Raw genomic sequence first — 20404 nt, forward strand, 5'->3', positions numbered from 1 at the left:
CTCACTCCTCCCAGCGGTACGGCCCGCCGGCGGCGGCGAACTCCGCCGCCGCGGCCTCGCGCAGCGCCGGGTCGCTCACGTACGCCACCGCCGTCGCGGCGAGGGCGGTCGCGGCATCCACCAGAGCGTCGAGGGCGGCCGGCAGCACGGTCAGGTCGGCGAAGTCGGCGTTGTGCGGGAACACGTCGTCGGGGCCGCCGAGCCCGATGGAGGGGTGGATCGACGGCACCACGCGGCTGACATTGCCCATGTCGGTCGACGGACCGCCCTGCGGAACGACGGCCGGCGGCGCCGGCACCTCGCGCCCGCGGGCGGTGAGCGCCGCTGCCCACCGCTCGGTGAGCGCGACGTTCGTCTGCAGCGGCAGGTAGGGCGGCACCGGGTCGACGTCGATCTCGGCGCGCGTGCCCGTGCTGATGGCGGCGCCCTCGAGCACCGCGACGACGCGCCGGGTGAGTTCGCGCAGGGTGTCGATCTCGGCTGAGCGCACGTAGAACAGTGCGGCGGCGCGCTCCGGGACCACGTTCGGCGCGGCCCCGCCGTCGGTGATGATCCCGTGGATGCGGTCGGTCGGCAGGATGTGCTGGCGCAGCTGCGCGACGCCCTGATACGCCGTCACGACGCCGTCGAGCGCGTTGCGGCCGAGCCAGGGCGCCCCCGCGGCGTGCGCGGCACGCCCGTGGTAGGTCACCCCGATCCGGCGCACGCCCGTCGTGCGCTGGCCGAGCACCGAACTCGTCCCCGATCCGCCGGCTGGATGCACCATCCCCGCGGCGTCGACGTCGTCGAATCCGCCGGCGCGGATGATCAGCTCCTTGCCGCCGCCGTTCTCCTCGGCCGGGGTTCCGATCAGCGACAGTCGGCCACCGAGGCGCGCGACCACGGGCGCCGCCGCGAGAAAGGCCCCGACTGCGATCCCGGCGATGATGTTGTGGCCGCACGCGTGCCCGACGCCCGGCAGCGCGTCGTACTCCGCGATGATCGCGAAGTGCGGGGCGGATGCCGCGGCATCCTCCCCCGCCCCCTCAGCCGCGCCGGGGTCACTCGCGCCGTCGGGCCCGACGGTCGCGCGCAGCGCCGTCGGCAGTCCGTAGGCTCCCACCTCGGCGGGGACCCCGTGCGCCGCAAGCAGCGCCGCGATGCGGGCGACGGTGGCGTGCTCCTCGAACCCGATCTCCGGGTGGGCGTAGAGATCCCGCACCAGCGCGGTGAGGTCGGGCCGGAGGGCGTCGACGCGCTGGCCCAGCTCGATGTCCTCAGCCACGGTGACCCCTTCCCTGGGCGGTTGTGGCGGCATCCTCCCCCGCGAAGCCGCCACAACTGCCCAGCCAACGGGCGTCCGCCCGCGACCCACGGGCGTCCGCCCGCGACAGCGCACCGCCCGCGACACCGCACCGCGCGCGGCCGTCACAGCTCGACGACCGCCCCGTCGGCGGTGCGGAGGGTCAGGCGGAACCCCGCTGCCTCCCCGGGAGCTGCGGCGACGACCTCGGCCGCGCCGTCGCCCAGACCATACGCGTCCAGCACCCGCTGCAGCGGCTCCGGGTCGGGCTCGACCCGCACGAACGAGACGAGCTCGATCGTGGGGATGTCGCCGAGTCCGGGCTGCGCCGTCGCGCCCCAGTCGATGAGGAAGGGGACGTCCAGGCGCCGGTTCTCCCCGCGCGTGAGCCGCCACTGCAGCAGCGTTCCGTCGGGGGTGCGTCGCGACAGGTCGCTGACGTCGCCCGGATCGTAGCCGCGCGCGCGGGCGGCCGCGACGGTCGCCTCGATGTCGTCGGGGTGGACGGCGTAGGCCTGCACGCGCGGCTCCCGCAACCCGCTGATCCCGAACGTCGCGGGCAGCTCGGGCTCGGACCGGCGCGGGTTCGGGCCGATGAGCTCGATGTACTGCGGCCCGCGGGCACCGTCGATCGTCAGCGCGACGAGCGCGTTCGCGGTCCCGGTCGGGTGCGCGCCGCCGGGTGCGGCGACGACGCCGGTGCGCTCGGCGAACCAGTCCACAAGATCCTGCAGGTCGGGGCCGGCGATGACGATGTGGTCGAGGAGGGTGGGGATGCTCATGCGTTCGCCCCCTCGGCGGCGCGGCGCGCCGGGACCTCGGGCTCGCCGAGCGAGAGCATGAGGCGGTTCGCCCAGTTGAAGAACGCGGCCCCTCCGATGACGTCGACGATCTCGGCGTCGCCGAGGCCGACGCCGCGCAGCCGCGCGATGTCGTCGGCGCCGAAGTCGAGCGGGGTGTCCGCGAGGGCGACGGATGCCCGGGCCACCGCGTTCCACGTCTCGTCGCCGAGATCGGCGTCGACGCCCTCGTCGAGCAGCCGCTGCACATCGGCCTCGCGTCCGGACTCGCGGGTCGCGGCGGCGGCGTGCACCGACGCGCAGAAGACGCAGCCGTTGCGTCGGGAGGTGGCCGCGGCGGCGAGCTCGCGCTCGGCGCGCCCGATGCCACCGTCGACGTTGAAGAAGATGTCGAGGTCGGTCAGGGTCCGTGCGCGCAGCGCCTCGGGATCGCGGGCGAGCAGCCGGAAGTAGGGCATCTTGGCGCGCGCCTGCTCGATGAGGGCGTCGCGCTGCTGGTCGGTGAGGGCGTCCTCGGCGACCGGCTCGAGCCACGGCACCCAGCCGAGACCCTGCTGCGTGAACGCGTCGGGACGGGCGAGGTCGGGGTAGTCGGTGACGACGGTCATGTCAGGCTCCTTCGGTGGCCGAGGTGGCCGAGGCGGCCGAAGTGGCCGAGGTGGCGAGGACGGGGACGGATGCCGCGGCGAGCGCGCGCAGCCCCCACGCGAGCCGCAGCTGGAAGGTCAGGAAGGCGACGAGCTGCGACAGCGACACGATGTCGTCGGCGCTCCATCCGGCATCCGTCAGCGCCTGCAGGGCCTCAGGGCGTGCCTCGCGCGGCCGGAAGACGAGCAGGTGGGTATGGGCGAGCGCCGCGGCCAGCCGGGGACCTGCGGCGGCGATGGTCCCGGCATCCGGCGCCCAGCGCAGGCCCGCACGGGACTCCGCGGCCAGTCCCGGCTCGCGGTACTCGCCGTACGGGCCGTCCGTCGCGGCGGCGGATGCCGCGGTCGCGACGGCGGCGGCGAGCTCCGGCGCCTCGTCGGCGAGCAGGTCGTCGTAGAAGGCGGTCGCCTCGGCGAACGCGTGCAGGCGGGCCGTGAACGCGGCGACCGCGTACCGGTCGGCGAGCGGGAACGTGCCGGGCTCGGCGGGTTCGAGCAGCGCTTCGAAGCTGCGCTGGGCGTTCTCGCGGGCCTGCGGGCGCTGGTCGCGCACCGCGTCGAGGGCGTCGCCGGGGCTGATCCCGGCGAGCAGATCGATGATGTCGGTGGTCATGACAGTCCTTCCGAGGAGGCGGTGACGAGGGCGCGGTGCGCGTGGTGGAGGTCGGCGGCGGCGTCGGGCCCGGTCGCGAACCCGAGGCGCGGGGCGACCTCGTCGGCGAGCAGCTGCAGTGAGCGCAGCGTCAGCTCGTGGGTCGCGGCGATCGAGTGCACCTGGAACGACACGTCGCTGACGGCGGCGAGGGTCAGATCCGCCGCGAGCGAGGCGGCGACCTCATCGACGGTGCCGACGTGGGTGTCGGTGATGCGGGCGAGCTCGTCGATGCCGAGCCCGTCGGTGTCGATGCCGAACATCGACTGCGCGAGCCGGCGCAGTCCGCCGTCCGCCAGCTCGAGCGCGCGCGTGCGGTTCTCCGGGTCCACGACGAGCGCGGTGCGCGAGGCGAGCACGCGCACCGGCGCGCCCTCCGGCAGCGCGTCGCGGTAGGCCTCGATGATGGGCAGCTGCAGGTCGTGCAGCGGCGCGTCGGGCGCGTCCGCGGGGCGGGGCTGCGTGCGCGAGAGCAGCAGGCCATCGCCGCGTTCGCCGGCGCGCCGGCCGCCGTCGGCCGAGAACGTCGCCTGCCAGATGCGCTGGTCGAGGTCGCCGGCGGCGGGATAGATGCGCGAGTCGGTGCCGCGGATGCCGCGACCCCCCAGCGCGTCGAGCAGCACCTCGAGGTGCTCGGCGAAGATCTCGCGTCGGCGGTCGGACTCGCGCCCGAACGCCGCGAACGACGACGGAGTGCCCCCCGTCGCCAGCCCCAGCTGCACCCGCCCGCCGCTCAGCTGGTCGAGGACGGCGGCGTCTTCGGCGACGCGCAGCGGATCGTCGATCGGGAGGGTGACGACGCCGGTCGCCAGCGCGATGCGGCTCGTGCGCTCGGCGGCGGCGGCCAGCAGTACGAACGGCGACGGCAGGCCGCCCTCGTCTTCGCCGAAGTGGTGCTGCGCGATCCACGCCGACGCGAACCCGCTCTGCTCCGCCTGGTCGATCTGCTCCAGCGCGAAGCGGTAACGGTCGGCGGCGGACGCGTCCTCGAGCAGCCGGGTGAAGAACCCGAGCCTGGGTCCACTCATGCGGGTACCTCTTCCTTCTGAGCCGGGCTCTGCCCGGTGTGGTCGGTGGCGCCGGTGCCGGTGGCGGGCCCGCCGCCGCGCAGGGAGGCGCCGGGGATCGCGGCGAGCAGCTGCTGGGTGTACGGATGCTGCGGCGCGTCGAACACCGCGCGCGCGGTGCCGTGCTCGACCTGGCGACCGCGCTGCAGCACCGACACGGTGTCGGCGATCTGCCGCACCACGGCGAGGTCGTGCGAGATGAACACGTACGTGAGGCCGAGCTCTGACTGCAGGCGCGCGAGCAGGCGCAGGATCTGCGCCTGCACCGTGACATCCAGCGCCGACACGGCCTCGTCGAGCACGACGAGCTCGGGCTCGACGATCAGGGCGCGGGCGATCGCGACGCGCTGCCGCTGCCCGCCGGAGAGCTCCCGCGGATGCCGCGCGGCGATCTCCGGGGCGAGCGAGACCAGCTCGAGGTGGTGCGCGACGCGCTCCTGACGCTCGGCGCGACCGCCCAGACCGTAGTTGCGGAGCGGTTCGGCGAGGATCGCGGCGATGCTCTGCCGGGGGTCGAGCGACGCGTACGGGTTCTGGTAGACGAGCTGGGTGCTGCGGTGGAACGCCCGGCGCGCTCGGCTGCCGCGGAGCGCGGTGACCTCGGCATCCGCCACCCGGATCGACCCGGCGGTGGGCCGGTTGAACCCGGCGATGCTGCGCCCGGTCGTCGTCTTGCCCGAACCGGACTCGCCGACGAGGGCGTGCGTCGTGCCGCGGGCGATCGTGAACGAGACGTCGTCGACGGCGACGAGCGGATCGCGCCCGGCACGACGGAACTCCTGCCGGAGCCCCGTGACCTCGACGAGGGGGCGGGCGGCGGCATCCACGACGGGAGGGGTGCGCTCCACGACGCTCGCGAGCGACGGGGCGTCGGCGAGCAGGGTGCGCGTGTAGTCGGCGGCGGGCGCGGCGAGCACGTCGGCCGTGGCCCCCTTCTCCTGCACCTGGCCGCCGCGCATGACGACGATCTCGTGGGAGCGGTCGGCGGCGACGGCGAGGTCGTGCGTGATGAACAGGATGCCGGTGCCGCTCTCCTCTCGCAGCGTGTCGAGCAGGTCGAGGACCGTCCGCTGCACCGTGACGTCGAGCGCGCTGGTCGGCTCGTCGGCGATGATGAGCTCGGGCTCGAGGGCGAGCGCCGCGGCGATCAGCACTCGCTGGCGCATGCCGCCGGAGAGCTCGTGCGGATGCTGCCGGGCGCGCAGCTCGGGATCGTCGATGCCCACGCGGTCGAGCAGGTCGATCACGCGCGCCTGGATCTTGCGGGCATCGTGCCAGCCGTGGATGCGGAGGGCTTCGGAGACGCTCGAGCCGATCGTCGTGACGGGGTTCAGCGAGTTGCCGGGATCTTGCGGGATGAGGGCGATGCAGCGTCCGCGCAGGTGACGCCAGCGCTTCTCGGACAGGCCGACGAGCTGGGTGAGCCCATCGGTCCGCTCGTTCAGCTCGATGCTGCCGGCGGCGACGTGGCCGTTGGCGGCGAGCAGGCCGATGACCGATTGGGCGACGGTGGACTTGCCGGAGCCGGACTCGCCGACGAGGGCGGTGACCTTGCCGGCCTCGACGTCGAACGAGACACCGCGGACGGCGTCGACCGTGCCGCGGCGGGTGCGGTACTGCACGGCGAGGTCGCGGATCGACAGCAGGGGCGCGGTCATGCGGCATCCTTTCGGCCGATCGCCTGGCTGAGGCGGTTCGTGGCGAGGACGACGAGCACCACGACGGCGCCCGGGAGCACCGTCAGCCACCACGCCGTCGCGACGTAGTTGCGGCCCTCGGCGATGAGCAGTCCCCACTCCGGGGTGGGCGGCGGCGCACCGTACCCGAGGAAGCCGAGGGTCGAGATCTGCAGGATCGCCGACCCCAGCTGCAGGGCGGCGAGCGCGATGACGGGAGTGAGCGAGTTGGGGAGCACGTGGCGCCACAGCACGCCGAAGAACGTGCCGCCCGAGCCGTACGCGGCCTCGACGAAATCGCTGACGCGCACGCTCACGACGCGGGAGCGTGCGAGGCGCGCGAAGACGGCGATCGAGGTCACGCCGACGGCGATCGCGGCGTTGGTGGTGCCGAACCCGAGCAGGATGACGACGCTGAGCGACAGCAGCAGCCCGGGAATCGCCAGCAGCACGTCGACGAGGCGCATGAGCACCTCGTCGAGCGCGCCGCCGACGGCGCCCGCCGTCACGCCCAGCGCGGTGCCGACGACGAGGCCGACGGCGACGGCGACGATTGCGCCGATGATCGACTGCGAGGCGCCGTAGACGACGCGGGCATAGAGGTCGCGCCCCGTGGCGTCGGTGCCGAACCAGTGCTCGGCGCTCGGGGCGAGGAGGGACGGCGCGACGGTCTCGGTGGGGCTCTGCGACGTGAACAGGCCCGGCGCCACGGCCCAGAGCACCGCGAGGGCGAGCACGACGAGCGGGATGAGCACACCCGGCTGCAGCAGGGCACGCCGGCCGTCGGCGCGGGCGCCGCCGGGGGCACGCGTGGGGAGCCGGAGCGAGGCGAGGGCGGTCATGCCGGGACTCCGATCGGGTCGGCGCGCACGGCTTTCGCGGCGCGGGGCGTGCGCAGGCGGGCATCGAGCACGGGGTAGAGCAGGTCGACGATGAGGTTGATCGCGACGAAGGCGACGGTCGAGATGACCACGACCGCAAGCAGCACGGGGGTGTCGCGGTTCGCGACGGCCTGCGCCGTCAGCTGCCCGATGCCCGGGCGCGCGAACACCGTCTCGGTGACAACGGCGCCGCCGACGAGCTCGCCGAAGAGCAGACCCGCCATCGTGAGGGTCGGCAGGAGCGCGTTGCGCGCGACGTTGCGCCACAGCAGCCACGAGGTGCTGGCGCCGCGCGCGCGCACGACCGTCACGAACGGCTGCTCGCGCACCTCGTCGATCGAGCGCATGAGCACCTGCGCGAGGGGCGCGGCGATGGGGATCGACAGGGTGATCACTGGCAGGATGAGCGCCTGCACCGGGTTGGCGCCGATGACCGGCACGAGGCCGAGTCGGAACGAGAAGATTTGGATGAGGATGATGCCGATCCAGAACACCGGCAGCGACACGAAGAACGGCGGCACGCCGCGGAAGAAGCGCCGCAGCCACGTGCCGCGGCCGTACGTCGCGGTGAAGGCGATGACGACGCCGAGGAAGATCGCGAGTCCCAGTCCCAGCACGGCGAGGGTGAGGGTCGCGGGCAGCGCCGTCGCGATGAGGTCGGAGACGGCGGCGCCGCTGGCGACCGAGTAGCCGAAGTCGCCGGTGAGGAACCCGGCGATGGATTTCACGTACTGGACGATCAGCGGCTGGTCGGCGCCGAGGGCCTCGCGGATCGCCTGGATCTGCGCGTCGGTGAGGCCGAGGTCGGGGTTGGCGTACCGCGCGATGATGGCGTCGCCGGGGAGGGCGGCCAACAGCAGGTAGGCGCCGGTGTAGGCCAGCGCCAGCACGAGCACCGCCTGCCCGGCGCGGTGCAGAACGTACGACATGGGGATCCTCTCGGTCGCCCGGCGGGCGGGGCGTCGTGCCCCGCCCGCCGGGCGACGGCGGCTCAGTTCGCGAGCCAGGTGGAGTAGAACGACGGGCGGCCGACCGACTCGGTGGCGAAGCCCTGCACCTTCGCGGTGAGGCCGAACACCTGCGGCTCCTCGAAGATCGGCAGGATGTAGGCGTTCTCGGCGAGGTACTGCTGCGCCGCGGCGGAGGCCGCCGTGCGCTCGTCGGTGGTGGGCTCGGAAGCGATCGCCTGCAGCAGCGTGTCGAGCTCCTGGTCGCCGACCGAGCCGTCGGCCTTGCTGAAGTTCAGCAGCGTGTTGCGGTTCTTCGAGAAGTACTGCGACTTCAGCACGTCGAAATCAGCGCGGCCGACCATGGAGTGGTAGACCTGCACGACGCTCTGGTCGGCGGATGCCGCGGTCTGCGCCGCCTGGTCGCCGGCGTACAGCTCGACGTCGATGCCGATCCTGCCCAGCTGCTCCTGGATGAGGGTGACGACCTCCTTGGAGCGGGGCTGCGGCAGCGCCTCGTTGAAGGTGAGCGTCAGCTTCTGGCCGTCCTTCTCACGAACGCCGTCGGAGCCGAGGGTCCAGCCGGCCTCGTCGAGGAGCTCGGACGCCTTGTCGGGGTCGTACGCGTAGTACGAGGACGTGTCGACGTAGCCGAGCGCGGTCTTGGCGAGCGCACCGGTCGCGAGCGGGTAGTTCTCGGTGAAGAGGGTGTCGACGATCTGCTGCCGGTCGATGCCCGCGATGATCGCCTGACGCACGCGGATGTCGCTCAGGCGCGGCTCGCGGAAGCGGAAGCTGAGGCCGTTGTTGACGCCGTTGGTCGATGCGGCGACGAGCGAGAGGCCGGAGGCGGTGAATTGCGCCTCGTCGGGCGCCTCGATCTGGCGGGCGATGTCGGCCTGGCCGGCGACGACGGTGCCGACGCGGACGCTGTCCTCGGCGGCGACGACGTAGTCGATGCCGTCGAGGTAGGCGCGGCCCTGGTGCTCGAGCGAGGCGGGGGCCCAGTCGTAGTCCTCGCGGGCCTTCACGCTCGTCTTGGTGCCGATCTCCTCGGCGGAGATGACGAACGGGCCGCTGCCGATGATCTCGGTCGCGTTGCCCGGGCCGAACTGCTCGCTGGTGCGGTCGAGGGTCGCGTCGGAGAGCAGACCGGAGTTGATGGTCGACACGGCCTGTGCGAACCCCGGGGAGGGTGCGGTGAAGCGGAACACGACGGTGTCGGCATCCACCACCTCACCGTGGTCGTAGTTGTTGATCGCTTCGGAGACGGGGAGGGCGCGGTCGGTGTCGCCCTTGCCGTAGAGGTCGATGTTCTTGACGACGTTCTCGGCCGTCAGCGGCGTGCCGTCGGAGTAGGTGACGTCGGTGCGCAGGTCGAACGTGTACTCGGTGGCGTCGTCGTTGACCGTGTAGTCGGTCGCGATCCACGGCTCGAGCTCGAGCGTCTCGGGGTTCTGGTACAGCAGCCGGTCGGTGATGTTGTTGACGAGGCCGCCGTTGGGATAGAAGCCCGCGGACGGCGGGTAGAGCGTGCCCCACGCCTGCGGCTCGAGGTAGGTGAGGGTGCCGCCGGTCTTCGGTTCGCCGGCGGCGGTGGATGCCGGGGTGCCGCCGCCGGACGAGCATCCGACGACGAGGGCGGCGACGGCGACAGCGGATGCCGCCGCGAGGACCGCGCGAGTGGTACGGGACATGGTGACTCCAAGTGAGGCGGGGTGCTGTGGTCGGGAGAGTCCAGCCCACCACTGGCGGCGGCGATGCCGCCAACCGCCGGTCACGCGGCGTAAGCGTCCGCCACACGCCGTAACGAGGGGTCATGCGCCGTAACGAGGGGTCATGCGCCGTAACGATGTCGGGTCGCGCGGCGCGCCGTCGGCTCAGTCGGCGGCGGTGAGCAGCGCGACGGGGTACCGGTCCAGCAGCGCGGCCAACGGCACTCCACCGCCGTCGAACTCGGCGCCGGTGAACGCGTCCCGCCAGCGTCCAGCGGGCACGAGCACGGCCGTATCGCGCCAGCCGCCGGCGGCGGCGAGCCCGACCGGGAGGCGCATCGCGACGGCGATCGCCCCGCCGCGGTCGAAGCCGATCGCGTGGGCGGATGCCGCGCCCACCGCCTCCAGCGGCGTGTACCGCGTGAAGAGGTCCGGGCGGTCGCGGCGCAGCCGCAGCGTGCGCGAGGTGACGAGAAGCTTCGCGGCACCGGCATCCGCCCCCTCGTCATCGACCCCCGGCAGCCACCCCTCGTCGAGGCGCGCCAGGAGCGCGCGGCGAGCCGCGAAATCGACCGGGCGGCGGTTGTCGGGGTCGACGAGGGAGTGGTCCCACAGCTCGGTGCCCTGATACACATCCGGCACGCCGGGACCGGCCACCTGGAGCAGCTTCGCCGACAGCGCGTTCACGCGCCCGGGGCCGGCCACCGCTGCGACGATCGTCTCGATCGTCGGCCGCGCCGCGCCGAACGCGGCGTCGATCAACGCGTGGACGCGCGTCTCGAAGTCGGCATCCGGGTCTTCCCAGCTCGTGCCGACGCCGCCCTCGCGCGCCGCCTTCTCGGCGTAGGCGTGCAGCCGCTCCGGCAGGGCGGGGTCCTCGGACCACGCTCCCACGACCGCCTGCCACAGCAGGTCGTCGAGCGACCTGTCGCCGGTCGACGCGATCGCCCGCAGGTCGTCGAGGGTCGCCACCCACCGCTCCGCCACCTCGGCGATGACGGTGATGCGGGCGCGGGTGTCCTCCGACCGCTTCGTGTCGTGGGTGGTCAGCGTCGTCAGCGCGTGCGGCCACGACGCCTGCCGCCGCGCGAACGCGTCGTGGAACGCCTGCGGCGCAAGCGAGAACTGCGACGGGTCGCCGCCGACCTCGTTCAGCGACGTCAGCCGGCTGTAGCGGTAGAACGCCCGGTCCTCGACGCCCTTGGCCATCACCGGCCCGGTCGTCTGCATGAACCGCGTCGCGAACTCGCCGCGTGGATCGCGGCGGATGAGGCGCGCCACGGTGCGGATCGGCACCGCGAGGTCGGGCCGGCGGGCGGATGCCGCGGCCACCGCCTCCGCGAGGTACTCCGCCCCCGCGGGCAGATACGCGCGGTACACGCCGAACGCGGCGAGGAGCTCAGCAATCGCGTCGCGCGCCTCGTCGTCGTCCTCGAACGCGCTGCCCTGACCGTCGGGGATCGCCCGGATGATCCGGCCCACCTCCGCGGCCTGTGACGTGTCGGCGACCTCGCGCTTGGTCCGGGCGATCAGCTCGTGCCAGTCGGGCGCGTGGGTCCGTGGCCCGATGCGCGGGAGGTCGTGCGGCGGCGGTTCGTGCGGCTGCGGGTGCTGGGCGAGCACCGGCGCGCCGCCGGGGTCGGTGAGCACCCGGTCGATCTCCCCGAGCGCGTCGTACCCGGTCGTGCCCTCGGTCGCCCACCAGCCCGGCAGCTGCTCGCCGGGCTCGAGGATCTTCTCGACGTAGACGGGGAGCGGGTGGGACAGGGGTGACTCGGGGCGGTGATCGGCGGAAGGGTCGGGGCGTTTCGTCTCGCTCGTTCCTCGCTCGCCCAACGACCGGGCGGTGGCTGCCGCGGCGGCGAGGCGGTCGAGGTAGCCGCCGGGGTCAGCGAGACCGTCGGGGTGGTCGATGCGCAGACCGTCCACGAGCCCCTCGCGCAGCCACCGCAGGATCTCGACGTGCGACGCGTCGAACACTTCAGGCAGCTCCACGCGCACCCCCGCGAGCGAGGTCACCGTGAAGAATCGCCGGTAGTTCAGAGCCTGCGCATCCCGTCGCCAGTTCTCCCACCGCCAGTGCTGGCGGGCGAGCACGTCGCGCACGACCGCGGCATCCGTGGTCTCCTGCTGTGGCGCCGTCCCCTCGGCCAACGGCAGCACGAGGTCGTAGTAGCGCGCCGTCCCGAAGGGGGCCGGCGCCCCGGCATCCGACGCCCCGGCATCCGACGCCCCGGCATCCGCCGGCGCCACCGTGATCTCCCCGGCCGCGAGAACCTCATCGAGGTCGCCGCCCAGCACGGGCAGCACGACCCGCCCGTCGCCGAACTCCCAGTCGATGTCGAACGCGGCGGCGTGGGGCGACGCCTCTCCGCGCAGCAGCACGTCCCACCACCACGGGTTCTCCGCCGGATCGGCCACGCCCTGATGGTTCGGCACGATGTCGACGAGGATGCCGAGACCCGCCGCCCGGGCCGTGTCGACGAACCGGGTCAGCGCCGCCGCTCCCCCGCGCGCCTCGTCGACGCGCGTCGGGTCGACGACGTCGTAGCCGTGCGCGGAGCCCGTGGCCGACTGCAGGATCGGCGACAGGTACGCCCAGTCGACCCCGAGCGCAGCGAGGTAGTCGGTGACGGATGCCGCGGCATCCAGATCGAACTCCGCCCGCACCTGCAGGCGGTATGTCGAGCGGGGTCGGGGCGCGGAGGTCACGAGCGCCTCAGTGGGGCAGCTCGACGGTCGGCGCCTGGGCCGGCACGAGGTCGATCGGCGTCGTCAGCGCCGCCAGCGACGCGGCGACCGAGTGATCGGTCTCGGGCGTGTCGTCCTCGTGGTCGCGGAGCACGACGAGCGAACGCGCGTCGAGCGCGATGACATCGCCCCCCGAGCGCGGCCCGGAGTCGGCGAGATGCCCGGCGGTGTCCACCACGACGTCCCACCGCGGGCTGTACTGCGCCGCCGGGATCGTGAAGTCGATCGGCTCGTCGCTCCCGTTGAACAGCACGAAGAAGTGCCGATCGGTGATGGGCTCGCCGCGGCGATCGCGCTCGCGGATCCCGTTGCCGTTGAGGAACACCCCGATCGCGCGGCCGAACCCGGAATCCCAGTCCTCGGGCTGCATCTCGGTGCCGTCGGGCCGCAGCCACGCGATGTCGGGCACCGGCGCGCCCTCCTCCCGGCGGATCGGGCGGCCGTTGAAGAACCGGCTGCGCCGGAACGTCGGATGCTCGCGGCGCAGGCGGGTGAGGGCGGCGGTGAACTCGATGAGCGGCTGGTCGATGTGCTCCCAGTCGACCCATGTGATCTCGTTGTCCTGCGCGTAGCCGTTGTTGTTGCCGCCCTGCGTGCGGCCGAGCTCGTCGCCGTGGCTGATCATCGGGACGCCCTGGCTGATCAGCAGCGTCGCGAGGAAGTTCCGCTGCTGCCGCGCGCGCAGCGTCAACACGGCGGGGTCGTCGGTCGGGCCTTCGACGCCGCAGTTCCACGAGCGGTTGTGCGATTCGCCGTCGTTGTTGTCCTCGCCGTTGGCCTCGTTGTGCTTCTCGTTGTACGACACGAGATCGCGCAGCGTGAAGCCGTCGTGCGCCGTGACGAAGTTGATGGATGCCACGGGGCGGCGGCCGTCGTGCTCGTAGAGATCGGCCGATCCCGTCAGTCGCGACGCGAACTCGCCGAGCGTCGACGGCTCGCCGCGCCAGAAGTCGCGCACGGTGTCGCGGTACTTGCCGTTCCACTCCGTCCACTGCGGCGGGAAGTTGCCGACCTGGTAGCCGCCGGGGCCGATGTCCCACGGCTCGGCGATGAGCTTGACCTGACTGATCACCGGATCCTGCTGGACGATCTCGAAGAACGCCGCGAGGCGGTCGACCTCGTAGAACTCGCGCGCGAGGGTCGCCGCGAGGTCGAACCGGAATCCGTCGACGTGCATCTCGAGCACCCAGTAGCGCAGCGAGTCCATGATGAGCTGCAGCGTGTGCGGGTTGCCGACGTTCATGCTGTTGCCCGTGCCGGTGTAGTCGGTGTAGTAGCGCTTGTCGGTCTCTTCGAGGCGGTAGTAGGCCTCGTTGTCGATGCCGCGCATCGACAGGGTTGGCCCCAGGTGGTTGCCTTCGGCGGTGTGGTTGTAAACGACGTCGAGGATGACCTCGATGCCGGCCGCGTGCAGGGCCCGCACCATCCCCTTGAACTCCTGCACCTGCTGGCCGCGCTGGCCGGCCGAGGAGTAGGTGTTCTGCGGTGCGAGGAAGGCGATCGTGTTGTAGCCCCAGTAGTTCGACAGCCCCTTCTCCTGGAGCGTCGAGTCGTTGACGAACTGGTGCACCGGCATGAGTTCGATCGCCGTCACGCCGATGCGCTTGAGGTGCTCGATGATGACCGGATGCGCGATCGCGCTGTACGTGCCGCGGATCTCTTCGGGAATGTCGGGATGCCGCTTGGTGAGGCCCTTCACGTGCGCCTCGTAGATGACGGTCTCGGCGTACGGGGTCTTCGGCTGACGGTCGCCCGCCCAGTCGAAGTAGGGGTTGATCACGACTCCCTTCATCATCGCCTGCGCGGAGTCGTCGTCGTTGCGCGAGTCGGGATCGCCGAAGTTGTAGCCGAAGACCGACTGGTCCCACTGCACCTGGCCCTCGACGGCCTTGGCGTACGGATCGAGCAGCAGCTTGTTCGGGTTGAAGCGCTGACCGTTCGCCGGGTCATTGGGCCCGTACACGCGGTAGCCGTAGCGCTGCCCCGGCTGGACCGCCGGCAGGTACGCGTGCCACACGTGGGCGTCGACGTCGACGAGTTCGACGCGGCTCTCCTTGCCCCGATCGTCGAACAGGCACAGCTCCACCTTCTCGGCCCCTTCGCTGAACAGCGCGAAGTTCGTGCCGTTGCCATCGAAGGTCGCCCCCAGCGGATACGCGGAACCCGGCCACACCTGCATGTGCTCTCCCCTGTTCAGTACCCTCAGCCTAGAACCCCGGAGGTTACGCGGGGATGTCTTCGCGGGGGCCTGGACGCGCGCCCGCGCACTTGCTATGCGGCATCCGTCGCCGCGCCGACGCGCCGTTTCGCCGAGCGGGCCTGTTCTCGCCGACCGCGCCTGTTCGCAGCGGTACGCAGCGGGCCCTCTCGGCGAGACGAGGCGCACTCGGCGTCGTGAGGCGGGGCGAGGCGGGGTGTGGGATGCCGGGGGTCAGGTGCGGGGGAGGCGGAGGGCGCGGGCGGCCTGGCGCGCGGCGCCGAGCGCGACGTACTCGCGCGGCGCGGGGACCTCGACCGGGACCCCGAGGACGGCGGGCGAGATGCGCCGCACGGCCTCGGACTGCGCGCCGCCGCCGATCAGCAACGCCCGCTCGATCGGCACCCCGAGCGCGCGGATGGCGTCGAGGCCCGCGGCCAAGCCCCCCAGCATCCCCTCGACGGCGGCGCGGGCGAGGTTCTCGCGCGTCGTGGATGCCAGGGTCATGCCGGTGAGCTCCGCCGTCGCATCGGGGAGGTTGGGAGTGCGCCACATCGAGGGGCTCACGGGTCGGACCGCCGAACGGGTCGGTGCCGTTGTAGCCGATGGTCCAGAGCCCGAACGTGAACTTGTCGGCGGGGGTGGGGGTCGGGGTGGACATAGCGCTCCTTTGCGAGACGTTTGTTGTTGGCAGCAACCTATACCATCCTCGGCACGGCGTCCAGTCGGCATCCGCCATCGACGCACCCGCGCTGCACGCGCCGGTCCGCGACCACGGATCTCTTAAGGTGGACGGGTGGCAGGCGCGGAGGGGACCGTTGAGGGCGTCAGGCGCGCCAACCTGTCGCGCGTCCTGCGGCTCGTGCACGAGGAGGGGCCGCTCTCGCGGGCGAGCCTGACCGAGGAGACCGGTCTCAACCGCTCCACGATCGGCGCCCTCGTGGGAGAGCTCGCCGCCGCCGGCCTCGTCACCGAGACCGTGCCCGATGTGCACTACCGCGCCGGGCGCCCCTCGCCGAACGTCGCCGCCGCGACCGAGGTCGTCGCGATCGCCGTGAACCCCGAGGTCGACGCGCTCACCGTCGCCGCGATCGGGCTCGATCGCCGCGTCGTGCTGCGCGAACGCACCGAGCTGCCCGACGTGGCCGGCGTCGAGCAGGTCGTGGCGATGACGGCGGAGCGCGTCGCGCGGTGGCGCACCGACGAGCTGGCCGGATGCCGGGTCGTCGGCATCGGCGTCGCCGTCCCCGGCCTGGTGCGCAGCGCCGACGGCCTCGTGCGGCGGGCGCCGCACCTGGACTGGACCGACGAGCCGCTGCGCGACCGCCTGGCGGCCGCGACCGGGCTCGAGACCGCGATCGACAACGACGCGACCCTCGGCGCGCTCGCCGAGCACCTGTACGGGGCGGCGCGGGGCGTCGATGACGTGGTCTACCTGAACGGCGGCGCGAGCGGCATCGGCGGCGGACTCGTCATCGCCGGGCGACTCGTCCGCGGCTCCGGCGGTTATGCCGGAGAGATCGGCCAGAACCGGCCCGGCATCGCCCTGCCCGCCGACCGCCGCTCGGGGGCGCAGGGCACGGTCGAAGACGAGGTGAGCCGCGCGCGCCTGCTCGCGGCGATCGGACTCCACAGCGCCGACGAGCCGACGCTCGAAGCGGCGATCACGATGTCGCCGAACGCCGAGATCGTCGCCGAGGTCGAGCGCCAGCGCCGCATCCTCGCGACGACGCTCGCGAACGCCGTCAACGTCCTCAATCCGTCGGTCGTCGTGCTGGGAGGCTTCCTCGCGACGCTCCTCGCGCACGACGCCGAGGGCCTGCTGGCCGCGGTGACGGCGCAGACGATGCCCGCGAACGCCGAGGATCTCGTGCTGCGCTCGGCCGCCCTCGGCGAGGATCGGCTGCTCGTGGGCGCCGCCGAGATCGCGTTCGCCCGTCTGCTCGACGACCCCGTCAGCGTCGCGGGGGCGCCGTCGTCGCCCGCGGGATCAGGCGCGTAGGCAGCACGAGCTGCGACGTCTCGAGGGTGCCGCCCTCGAGGAGTGTGACGACCATGCGGACCGCTTCGGCGCCCAAGCGCATCATCGGCTGCCGCACGGTGCTGAGCGGTCGGGCGGTGAGTTCGCCCACCCGCTCGCCCGCTCCCGCGAGACACCGTTCCTGCACCGAGACACGGGTGCAGGGGCGATGTCTCGGTGCAGGGACCGCGTCTCGCCGCGAGGCACCCCGGTTTCGCGGATCGACGCCGGACGGCGGGCTCAGCGGAGCGCACCGCGCGCGGCTCAGCGGAGCGACAGCTGCTCGTCGAGGTACTCGGCCAGCGGACGCCTCGCGCCGGCGGCGTTCCACACCACCGACGGGATGCCATCGACCATCGCGAGCGGGCCGGAGGCGCCGCCTCGCGCCACCGCGTCCACGTCGATCTCCACGGCTCCCAGGTGCAGCGTCTCGCCGTCGGCGAAGCCGCCGCGCGCGGCAGCCGCAGCGCGCTCGGACCGCTCGCGCTGCGCCTGTGCCGTGTAGCCGCGCGGGGCCTCAGTCCGGGCGCGGAGGATCTCGCCGGTGGCGTAGACCGCGGCATCCGCGATCAGGAGCACCCCGACATGCCACGCCTCGCCGACCGGAACGATGCGCGGCGCCCGGCCGAACCCGAGCAGCCGGCGTGCGTGCGCCCAGTCGCCCAGTCGCTCGCGCGGCGACCCGGCCAGGCGGCGCCGTGCGTCATCGAACAGCGCCTTCACGTCGGTCTCCGCATCCATCCGCGCCTCACACCTCGTCGTCGACGCGGACAGTCGTCGACGACACCAGCTCGCCGCGCAGAGCCATGCCGATGGAGATCGCGACGAGCGGCCCGAACTCCCCGACCGCACCGAGGGCGCCGACCGCACGCCCGAACGGCGTGCGCAGTTCGCCGGCGTCACGCAGGATCGGCAGCAGCGTTCCCAGAGCGGTGGATGCCAGGGCGATGCCGATCACGACGGCACCGAGTCCGGGCGCCACGAGCAGACCCACCGCGACTCCCAGCGCGATCGAGATGAGCCATCCGCCGATGGCGCGGCGCCCGGAGCGCTCGCGGAGCGCCGCGAACTCGATCTCGGTCCCGGCGACGAAGAACAGCATCGCCAGGCCGAACTCGCTGAGCACATCCACGAACGCGCTCGGACCCACCCAGCCGAGCACGCTCGGCCCGACGACGATGCCGAGAGCGAGTTCGAACACGACCACCGGCACCCGCAGCCACGGCCCGATCGCCCGGGCGGCGAGCGGCGCGATCACCGCGATCAGCGGGATCAGCACGATCGCGGTGTCGAGATGCTCCACGGCTCACACGATAGCGTCGCGCTCTCGTCGTCGGGCGGCGCGCGCGAGCGCCCGCCTCACGCGCGCGGCCCGGGCCGAACCGAGAGGTCGCTGATGACGGCGTCGCGCGGCAGATCCAGTGCCGTGATGATGGCCGTGGCGACGGATGCCGGGTCGATCCACCGGTCGGCGTCGTAGTCCGCGCCCTCCTGGGCGTGGACCTTCTCCTGCATGGGCGTCGCGGTGCGGCCGGGGTAGACGGTCGTCACGCGCACGCCGTGGCGCGCCTCCTCGCCGCGCAGGGCGTCGGCGAGCGCTTTCAGGCCGTGCTTCGACGCGGCGTACGCCGCCCAGTCGGGGTGGGCGGTGAGCCCCGCGCCGGAGTTGACGAACAGCACCTGGCCGCGCGCGGCGCGCACGCGCGGCAGCAGCACGCGGGTGAGCTCGGCGGGGGCGACGAGGTTGACGGCGAGCTGGCTCGTCCAGGCCGTGACCGGCAGGTCGGCGACGGCGCCGAGCTCCACGATGCCCGCCGCGTGGATGAGCGCGTCGACGGATGCCGGGACCCCGGCATCCTGAACTGCCTCGGCGATCGTCTCCGGACGGGCGAGGTCCGTGACGACGGGGATGCTGCCGGGGAACACTTCGGTCAGCTCCGTGGCGCGCGCGGCGTCGCGGGCCACGACGACGAGCTGGTCGCCGCGGGCGTGCAGCCGCTCGGCGACGATCCGCCCGATACCCGAGCCGGCGCCGGTGATCACGTGCGTCGTCATGGCACCCATCCTCGCATCGCCCCGCCCCGCCCCGCCCGGCGCGGTGTGGGCGACCCCGCCGACCCCGAGAGCCCGCGCGCCCGCGGGGCGAGGACCTAGATCCCGCCGTCGATGGACCGGATGACGTCACCCGGCTCGTCGGGGACCATGACGGGGGTCTCGCGGTTGAGGGAGCGCCCCTGGAAGAACGGCTTCGACCGCGGGAACAGGTACCAGATGACCATCAGGACGACGCCGACCAGCAGCGCGCCGATGCCGACGACGAACGTGCCGCCGATGCCGAACAGCACCGTGTAGCCGTAATCCACATCCCACATGTCGATCGCCGACTGCACGAACGCGTACGTCAGCATGAGCGCGCCCAGCAGCGGGAAGATGCCCTTGAACCAGAGGTCGCGCGCCGACCTGCCGAGGTCACGCCGGTAGTACCAGACGCAGGCGTAGCCGGTGATGGCGTAGTAGAACGCGATCGCCAGTCCCAGCGACAGGATCGAGTCCTGCAGGATGTTGTCGCTGATGAGCGTCATCCCGACGTAGTAGCAGATCGCGACGGTACCGCCCACGATCGTCGAGAACGACGGCGTCTTGTACACCGGGTGCACGGTCTTGAAGCGCGCCGGCAGCGCCCGGTACACGCCCATCGCGAGAGTGCCGCGAGCGGTCGGCAGGATCGTCGTCTGCGTCGAGGACACCGCGGAGATCAGCACGGCCACGACCAGCAGCCATCCCCACGGGCCGAGCAGCCCGTCCTTGATCGCGAGGAAGAAGTCGTCGGCGTTGTCGATATTCCCCAGGCCCGTCCCCTCCTCGCCGAGCCCGGCGTACATCATCGCGGCGATCGTGACGGAGACGTAGGTGAACAGCAGGATGATCGTGGTCAGCAGCGCCGCGCGACCCGGGATGCGCTTCGGGTCCTTCGTCTCCTCATTGAGGGCGAGACACGTGTCCCAGCCCCAGTAGATGAACAGCGCCAGCAGCACCGCCTCGGTGAAGCCGTGGAAGTCGGTGAACGCGAACGGGTTCAGCCACTCCCAGTCGAACGCCGTCGCCCCGGGCGCCGTGCCCGCGAAGAACTGCCAGAGCGCCGCGACGACGAAGATCGCCAGCGCCACGTACTGGATCGCCAGCAGCACGTTCTGGATGCGCTCGCCGATCTCCACGCCCCGCCAGCTCACCCAGGTCATCGCGGCGATGAACGCGACGGCGACGAGGATGATGCGCCCGTCGTTGTTGGCGAGGTCGAGCCCGAACAGGTCCCAGAAGTACACCGACGCGATCTGCGCGAGGTTCGCGAGCACGACCATGCCCGCCACGGCGACGCCCCAGCCGCCCATCCAGCCCACCCAGGGGCCGAACGCCTTCGTCCCCCACGTGAACGTCGTGCCGCAGTCGGGGATCTCGTTGTTGAGCTCGCGATACGCGAACGCGATGAACAGCATCGGCACGAACGCGATGACGAACGCGATGGGCGCCTGCGCACCGACGGCGAGGACGACGAAGCCCAGCGTCGCGACGAGCGAGTAGACCGGGGCCGTCGATGCCAGCCCGATGACGGTCGACCCCCAGAGGCCGAGAGTGCCGGTCGCGAGCCCCTTGCCTTCGCCGCGCTCGAGATGGATAGGTGTGGTGCTGCCGAAATCGCTCATCGTGCGCTCCGCCCTCGCGTGATCACGCGTGCCGAGGCGTCCCCAGTGACGCCGTGAGGGAAGACTAG

17 protein-coding genes and 2 pseudogenes are annotated in these 20404 nt (G+C 72.5%); 1 reads left to right on the forward strand and 18 read right to left on the reverse strand.

The features are described from left to right. Position 1: 1 nt before the first annotated feature. The 13 genes and pseudogenes from ACPYN4_RS12385 to ACPYN4_RS12445 all read right to left on the reverse strand — a co-directional run. Positions 2-1264 carry an amidohydrolase gene (locus ACPYN4_RS12385; protein ID WP_424446539.1) on the reverse strand — a complete coding sequence of 421 codons (1263 nt, stop codon included), beginning with the start codon at positions 1262-1264 and terminating at the stop codon, positions 2-4. Between the two features lie 143 nt (positions 1265-1407). Beyond that, a complete protein-coding gene (locus tag ACPYN4_RS12390) occupies positions 1408-2064 on the reverse strand; it encodes a VOC family protein (protein WP_424446540.1) in 657 nt (218 codons plus the stop codon). Next, positions 2061-2690 (reverse strand): alkylhydroperoxidase domain protein, encoded by a 630-nt coding sequence (locus ACPYN4_RS12395; protein WP_239281610.1) that lies wholly within the window; start codon positions 2688-2690, stop codon positions 2061-2063. The genes ACPYN4_RS12390 and ACPYN4_RS12395 overlap by 4 nt, the downstream gene beginning before the upstream one ends. A gap of 1 nt (position 2691) precedes the next feature. Continuing rightward, positions 2692-3342, reverse strand: a complete 651-nt coding sequence (locus tag ACPYN4_RS12400; protein WP_315550909.1) for a CMD domain protein — start codon at positions 3340-3342, stop codon at positions 2692-2694. After that, on the reverse strand, positions 3339-4409 hold the full coding sequence (locus tag ACPYN4_RS12405; protein WP_315550913.1) for a putative FMN-dependent luciferase-like monooxygenase: 1071 nt from the start codon (positions 4407-4409) through the stop codon (positions 3339-3341). The genes ACPYN4_RS12400 and ACPYN4_RS12405 overlap by 4 nt, the downstream gene beginning before the upstream one ends. Further along, positions 4406-6106 carry a dipeptide ABC transporter ATP-binding protein gene (locus ACPYN4_RS12410; RefSeq protein WP_424446541.1) on the reverse strand — a complete coding sequence of 567 codons (1701 nt, stop codon included), beginning with the start codon at positions 6104-6106 and terminating at the stop codon, positions 4406-4408. The genes ACPYN4_RS12405 and ACPYN4_RS12410 overlap by 4 nt, the downstream gene beginning before the upstream one ends. Beyond that, positions 6103-6966 carry an ABC transporter permease gene (locus ACPYN4_RS12415; protein ID WP_076691709.1) on the reverse strand — a complete coding sequence of 288 codons (864 nt, stop codon included), beginning with the start codon at positions 6964-6966 and terminating at the stop codon, positions 6103-6105. Before ACPYN4_RS12415 ends, ACPYN4_RS12410 begins: the two co-directional genes overlap by 4 nt. Further along, positions 6963-7934: an ABC transporter permease gene (locus tag ACPYN4_RS12420; protein WP_424446542.1), complete on the reverse strand. Its 972-nt coding sequence runs from the start codon at positions 7932-7934 to the stop codon at positions 6963-6965. Before ACPYN4_RS12420 ends, ACPYN4_RS12415 begins: the two co-directional genes overlap by 4 nt. Positions 7935-7996: 62 nt before the next feature. Continuing rightward, complete coding sequence (locus ACPYN4_RS12425) at positions 7997-9649, reverse strand: TIGR04028 family ABC transporter substrate-binding protein (protein WP_239281619.1); 1653 nt, start codon at positions 9647-9649, stop codon at positions 7997-7999. Positions 9650-9832: 183 nt separating this feature from the next. Continuing rightward, entirely contained in the window at positions 9833-12379 is a 2547-nt protein-coding gene (gene treY, locus ACPYN4_RS12430; protein WP_424446543.1) for a malto-oligosyltrehalose synthase, read from the reverse strand. Between the two features lie 7 nt (positions 12380-12386). After that, the gene (glgX, locus tag ACPYN4_RS12435) at positions 12387-14597 is read right to left on the reverse strand and encodes a glycogen debranching protein GlgX (protein ID WP_424446544.1); all 2211 of its coding nucleotides are present in this window, start codon (positions 14595-14597) and stop codon (positions 12387-12389) included. A 252-nt stretch (positions 14598-14849) separates the two neighbouring features. Next, positions 14850-15164, reverse strand: a pseudogene (locus tag ACPYN4_RS12440) (FGGY-family carbohydrate kinase); the annotation flags it as partial. Beyond that, positions 15127-15276 (reverse strand): annotated as a pseudogene (locus ACPYN4_RS12445) (xylose isomerase); the annotation flags it as partial. The pseudogenes ACPYN4_RS12440 and ACPYN4_RS12445, both read right to left, overlap by 38 nt. Before the next feature lie 135 nt (positions 15277-15411). Here ACPYN4_RS12445 and ACPYN4_RS12450 point away from each other — a divergent pair. Then, positions 15412-16617, forward strand: a complete 1206-nt coding sequence (locus ACPYN4_RS12450) for an ROK family transcriptional regulator (protein WP_424446545.1) — start codon at positions 15412-15414, stop codon at positions 16615-16617. Here the strand turns inward: ACPYN4_RS12450 and ACPYN4_RS12455 are convergent. From ACPYN4_RS12455 to ACPYN4_RS12475, 5 genes are all read right to left on the reverse strand, one after another. Then, positions 16571-16702 carry a hypothetical protein gene (locus tag ACPYN4_RS12455; protein ID WP_315551001.1) on the reverse strand — a complete coding sequence of 44 codons (132 nt, stop codon included), beginning with the start codon at positions 16700-16702 and terminating at the stop codon, positions 16571-16573. The two genes, ACPYN4_RS12450 and ACPYN4_RS12455, sit on opposite strands and share 47 nt — an antisense overlap. 197 nt (positions 16703-16899) lie before the next feature. Continuing rightward, positions 16900-17376: a glutaminase gene (locus tag ACPYN4_RS12460; RefSeq protein WP_424446546.1), complete on the reverse strand. Its 477-nt coding sequence runs from the start codon at positions 17374-17376 to the stop codon at positions 16900-16902. A 7-nt stretch (positions 17377-17383) separates the two neighbouring features. Further along, on the reverse strand, positions 17384-17938 hold the full coding sequence (locus ACPYN4_RS12465) for a cation:proton antiporter (RefSeq protein ID WP_424446547.1): 555 nt from the start codon (positions 17936-17938) through the stop codon (positions 17384-17386). 56 nt (positions 17939-17994) lie between these two features. After that, the gene (locus tag ACPYN4_RS12470) at positions 17995-18690 is read right to left on the reverse strand and encodes an SDR family oxidoreductase (protein ID WP_424446548.1); all 696 of its coding nucleotides are present in this window, start codon (positions 18688-18690) and stop codon (positions 17995-17997) included. 95 nt (positions 18691-18785) lie between these two features. Continuing rightward, positions 18786-20336, reverse strand: a complete 1551-nt coding sequence (locus ACPYN4_RS12475; protein WP_239282141.1) for an APC family permease — start codon at positions 20334-20336, stop codon at positions 18786-18788. Between the last annotated feature and the right edge of the window lie 68 nt (positions 20337-20404).

The sequence above is a fragment of the Microbacterium sp. CH-015 genome, from assembly GCF_049707015.1.
In the GTDB taxonomy this organism is placed as follows: domain Bacteria; phylum Actinomycetota; class Actinomycetes; order Actinomycetales; family Microbacteriaceae; genus Microbacterium; species Microbacterium aurum.

Bases quoted from the DNA above. Each gene is read 5' to 3' on its own strand.
- ACPYN4_RS12390 (WP_424446540.1), bottom strand. From the start codon at position 2,064: ATGAGCATCCCCACCCTCCTCGACCACATCGTCATCGCCGGCCCCGAC.
- ACPYN4_RS12395 (WP_239281610.1), bottom strand. From the start codon at position 2,690: ATGACCGTCGTCACCGACTACCCCGACCTCGCCCGTCCCGACGCGTTC.
- ACPYN4_RS12400 (WP_315550909.1), bottom strand. From the start codon at position 3,342: ATGACCACCGACATCATCGATCTGCTCGCCGGGATCAGCCCCGGCGAC.
- ACPYN4_RS12405 (WP_315550913.1), bottom strand. From the start codon at position 4,409: ATGAGTGGACCCAGGCTCGGGTTCTTCACCCGGCTGCTCGAGGACGCG.
- ACPYN4_RS12410 (WP_424446541.1), bottom strand. From the start codon at position 6,106: ATGACCGCGCCCCTGCTGTCGATCCGCGACCTCGCCGTGCAGTACCGC.
- ACPYN4_RS12415 (WP_076691709.1), bottom strand. From the start codon at position 6,966: ATGACCGCCCTCGCCTCGCTCCGGCTCCCCACGCGTGCCCCCGGCGGC.
- ACPYN4_RS12420 (WP_424446542.1), bottom strand. From the start codon at position 7,934: ATGTCGTACGTTCTGCACCGCGCCGGGCAGGCGGTGCTCGTGCTGGCG.
- ACPYN4_RS12425 (WP_239281619.1), bottom strand. From the start codon at position 9,649: ATGTCCCGTACCACTCGCGCGGTCCTCGCGGCGGCATCCGCTGTCGCC.
- glgX (WP_424446544.1), bottom strand. From the start codon at position 14,597: ATGCAGGTGTGGCCGGGTTCCGCGTATCCGCTGGGGGCGACCTTCGAT.
- ACPYN4_RS12455 (WP_315551001.1), bottom strand. From the start codon at position 16,702: ATGATGCGCTTGGGCGCCGAAGCGGTCCGCATGGTCGTCACACTCCTC.
- ACPYN4_RS12460 (WP_424446546.1), bottom strand. From the start codon at position 17,376: ATGGATGCGGAGACCGACGTGAAGGCGCTGTTCGATGACGCACGGCGC.
- ACPYN4_RS12470 (WP_424446548.1), bottom strand. From the start codon at position 18,690: ATGACGACGCACGTGATCACCGGCGCCGGCTCGGGTATCGGGCGGATC.
- ACPYN4_RS12475 (WP_239282141.1), bottom strand. From the start codon at position 20,336: ATGAGCGATTTCGGCAGCACCACACCTATCCATCTCGAGCGCGGCGAA.